The sequence below is a fragment of the Nitratidesulfovibrio oxamicus genome (genome assembly GCF_015731765.1).
GTDB classification, from domain to species: domain Bacteria; phylum Desulfobacterota; class Desulfovibrionia; order Desulfovibrionales; family Desulfovibrionaceae; genus Cupidesulfovibrio; species Cupidesulfovibrio oxamicus.
The window spans coordinates 1-4,175 of sequence record NZ_VRYY01000213.1 but is presented as its reverse complement, the minus strand read 5'-3'; the positions used below and the strand labels follow the sequence as shown (position 1 = coordinate 4,175).

Sequence of the window (4,175 nt, the reverse complement as noted above, 5' to 3'; positions counted from 1 at the left end):
CGAGCGGCGCATCCTGATGCTGGCGGGCGCGGCGGGGGGGCTGGGGGCGGTGTTCCGCGCCCCGCTGGGCGGCGCGCTGACCGCCATCGAGGTGCTGTACCGCGAGGACTTCGAGTCCGAGGCGCTGCTGCCCGCCGTGCTCTCGTCGGTGGTGTCCTATTCGCTGTTCACCTTCGTGTTCGGCACCGCGCCCATCTTCGGCATTCCGCGCTTCAGCTTCACCTCGGCGCTGGAGCTGCCGTGGTACCTGCTGCTGTCGCTGGCCTGCACGGCTTCCGGCTGGGCCTACGTGCGCACCTTCCGGGTGCTCAAGTATTCGGTGTTCGGCAAGCTGCGGGCGCGGGTGGGCATCATGTGGACCACTGCCCTTGGCGGGGTGCTCATGGGCCTGTTCGGCATCCTGTACCCGCCGGTGCTGTCGGACGGCTACGGATGGATCGAACAGGCCATTCTGGGCCAGTTGCCCGTGGTCACCATGGTGACGATCCTGCTGGGCAAGACACTGGCCACCGCCGTCACGCTGGGCTCCGGCATGAGCGGGGGCATGTTCGCCCCGGCCCTGTTCGTGGGCGGCATGACCGGCGGGGTGGTGGGGTTTGCCGCGCAAGATATCCAGCCGGACGTGGTCACCCAGCCCGGCGGCTACGTGCTGGTGGGCATGGCCGCGTTTTTCGCGGGCATCGCCCACGCGCCCATCGGGCCGCTGGTGATGGTCTGCGAACTTACCCAGGGGTACGGGCTGCTGGCCCCGCTGATGCTGTCGTCGGCTGTGTGCATCCTGGTGGGGCGGCGCACCGCGCTGTACGAGAACCAGGTGGAGAACAAGTTCGAGTCGCCCGCCCACCTGCAGGACGCCACGGTGAACCTGCTGGCCACCATGCGCGTGCGCGACTGCTACACGCGGGGCCGGGTGGCGGTGGTGGAGGAAAACGTGACCCTGAAGGCCCTCACGGACATCATCGCCAACACGCGGGCGTTCACCTTTCCGGTGCGGGGCATGCACGGCAGGCTGAACGGCCTGCTGGCCGTGCAGGACGTGCGCGGCATCCTGTACGAGGCGGACCTGTTCGACCTGGTGCTGGCGGGCGACCTTGCCCGGCCCCTGACGGCCCTGACCGAGGACGACGACCTGTACACCGCCCTGCTGGCCTTCGTGGAAACCGACCTTTCACAGCTGCCCGTTGTCTCCAAGGACAACGAGGAGGACGTGCTGGGCCTGCTGGAACGTTCCGACCTGTTTCGGGCGTACAGCGATTCGCTGAAGGCGCTGCGCGAGGAGCAGTAGGGAGCCGCAAGCGGCGGCGTCTGCCGGTCACGTCTGCCGATCACGCCAGCAGAACGCGTTTGGCGGACGCGCTACCGCCTCTTTCCCCCGGCGTTGCACGCCAGCAGGGGGCAGAAGGCCAGCGCCCCGTCGGTGAGGGCCGTGGCCGCGCCTTCGCCGGTGTGCAGGATGAGCGGTGGTTCCACCACAAGGCCGGGTTTGCCCGCGCGGCGGGCCTCCACCAGCACCAGCGTTGCCGGGCCGTGGGCACGGGCATGCACGCAGCGCAGCCGGGCGGGTTCCTGTCCGGATTCGCGCAACGCCAGCAGCAGGTCGGGCAGTCTGTCCGGCCCGTACACCCAGCAACTGCGCCCCCCTGCGCGCAGCAGGCGTGCCGCCGCCCGCGTGAAGGCGGGCAGGGTTTCGGGCGTCTCGAACAGGGCGCGGGTGCGCTGGCTGTTGGGCGAAGGGCGTCCCGAGCCGTGCCGACGGTAGGGCGGGTTGGCCACCACCAGATCCATGGACCCGGCCTTGGGCAGGGCGTCGAAGGCGGGCGTGGACATGAGGGGGGCGGCGTCGGGCGCGGAGTTAGGCAGGTTCGCTGCCTTCGAAAAATCGTGGACTCCGGGCATGCCGGATGTGTTCCTTCCGTCCTTTCCGCCGCCTGCGCCGGTGGCGGTAAGGTCGGCCCGCAGCACCCGGAAGCGGTCCGCCAGCCCCAGCCACGCCCCGTTCTGGCGCGCGGCATCGGCCAGTTCCCCGTCGATGTCGATGCCCGTGCCCGTCAGGTGCGGGTGGGCCAGCAGCAAGGCCAGCCCCACCACGCCGCAGCCGGTGCCAAGGTCCGCGAAGGCCCCCGGTGCTCCCCCCGATGCATCCCCCGATACCTCCACTGGCGCTTCCCGTGGCGCCTCTCGTGATGCGTCTCCTGATATGTCTTCCGGCACACCCTGTTCCGACGCAACGGGGTGCGCACCGGTTGCCGCCCGGCGTCCATGGCGGATACCCGTCGCATCCCCCGTCAGCCCCCCCCCCGCGGTCAGGCACCCCCCCGCGGTCAGGCACCCTCCCGCGGACAGGGCCTGCCCGGCAAAGGCCGCCAGCAGCAGGGCATCCACGGAAAAGCGGAAGCCGCCCGTTGGCTGGACGAGCCCGCGCGGAAACAGGGCGCGAGCCTGCCGGACGGCGTCGGGCAGCGAATCAGGTAACGAGCAGGGCAGGGTGCCCGGCGAACCAGCCGTGCCGGGCGTGCTGGTCCTGTCAGTCATGTCGGGGGCGTTGCGATGCATGGGGGCAGGCTATCCGGGTGGTGCGGGGTTGGCAACGGGTACCCGCCCTCCGTTTGCCATGGCGAACCCATTTGCCATCGCTGATGATTTTGGTAGACAAGGATGACGGCGAGAGACCCGCGTGCCGTCATTGTCTCGCATTTTCCGGGCCGCTCGTTTTCCGCTCCACGCCCGCATTCCGCCCCGGTCACGTCACCAGCCCCACAGGAGCCCGCCCGATGCAGCAGTTCCGGGCCGACCTGCACATCCATTCCCGCTTTTCGCGCGCCACCAGCGGGCGGCTCAACGCCCGCCATCTGGCCGCGTGGGCGCGGATAAAGGGGCTGGACGTGCTCGGCACCGGCGACTTCACGCACCCCAAGTGGCGGGAGGAACTGGCCGAGCAACTGGTGCTGGACGAAGCCAGCGGCCTGTACCGCCTGCGCGACCCGCGCGGTCTGGACGCCGAACTGCCCGAATACGCGGGCAAGCCGCTGGCCGGGCGCACCCTGTTCATGCTCCAGGCCGAAATCAGCAGTATCTACAAACGCGGCGGCAAGGTGCGCAAGGTGCACAACCTTGTCTACGTGCCCGACATGGACGCCGCCGACCGCCTGTCGCGCCGCCTGGCAGAGGTGGGCAACATAGAGTCCGACGGGCGGCCCATCCTTGGCCTTGATTCCCGAAATCTGCTGGAAATGGTGCTGGAAACGCACCCGCAGGCCTTTCTGGTGCCCGCGCACATCTGGACGCCGTGGTTCGCCCTGTTCGGCTCGAAATCGGGCTTCAACTCGGTGGCGGAATGCTTCGGCGACCTGTCGTCCGAAATCTTCGCCATGGAAACGGGCCTGTCGTCCGATCCGGAGATGAACTGGCTGTGGAGCGAACTGGACCGCTTCGCGCTCATCTCCAACTCCGACGCGCATTCCGGCGAGAACCTGGGGCGCGAGGCCAACCTGTTCTCCGGCGAGATCGGCTACGAAAGCATTCTGCGCAGCCTGAAGGGGCAGGGCATCGGCGGGCGCTTCCTGGGCACGCTGGAATTCTTTCCCGAGGAAGGCAAATACCACCTGGACGGCCACCGCAAGTGCGGCGTGGTCATGGAACCGCGCGAAACCCGCGCCCGCGGCGGGCTGTGCCCGGTGTGCGGCAAACCGGTGACCGTGGGGGTGCTGCACCGGGTGGTGGAGCTGGCCGACCGCGAAACGCCCATCCAGTCGCCGGGGCAGCAGGGCTACCTTTCGCTCATCCCCCTGCCGGAAATCCTGGGCGAACTGCTGGGCGTAGGGGCCAAGAGCCGCAAGGTGGCGGAACAGCACGCCCGCTGCGTGGCCCGCTTCGGCTCGGAACTGAACATCCTGCAGGATGTGCCCGAGGCAGAGCTTTTCCGGTTCTGGGAACCGCTGGGCGAAGGCATTGCCCGCATGCGGCGGCGCGAGGTGCTGCGCCAGTCGGGCTACGACGGCGAGTACGGCGTTGTGCGCGTGTTCACGGACAAGGAACGCGCCTCCATCCAGCGCCGCTCGGTGGTGGGCGGCCTGCCGCTGCTGGAAGGCCTGGGCGTGCCCGCCGCCCCGCGTGCGGGGGATGGAAAGGAAGCCCCCCGCGCCACGGGCAAGGGCAGGAAGGGCAAGGGCGCGGAC

Annotated in this window: 3 protein-coding genes; 2 read left to right on the top strand and 1 reads right to left on the bottom strand. The window is 69.3% G+C overall.

The features are described from left to right. Positions 1-1,285, top strand: a 1,285-nt coding sequence (locus tag FVW20_RS08480) for a chloride channel protein (RefSeq protein WP_196609077.1), incomplete at its 5' end; no start/stop codon positions are given. Positions 1,286-1,356: 71 nt separating this feature from the next. Here FVW20_RS08480 and FVW20_RS08475 read toward each other — a convergent pair. Further along, complete coding sequence (locus FVW20_RS08475; protein WP_196609076.1) at positions 1,357-2,553, bottom strand: tRNA1(Val) (adenine(37)-N6)-methyltransferase; 1,197 nt, start codon at positions 2,551-2,553, stop codon at positions 1,357-1,359. Between the two features lie 218 nt (positions 2,554-2,771). Here FVW20_RS08475 and FVW20_RS08470 point away from each other — a divergent pair. Then, positions 2,772-4,175 (top strand): endonuclease Q family protein (locus tag FVW20_RS08470; RefSeq protein ID WP_231038973.1); only part of this gene is annotated, 1,404 nt, incomplete at its 3' end.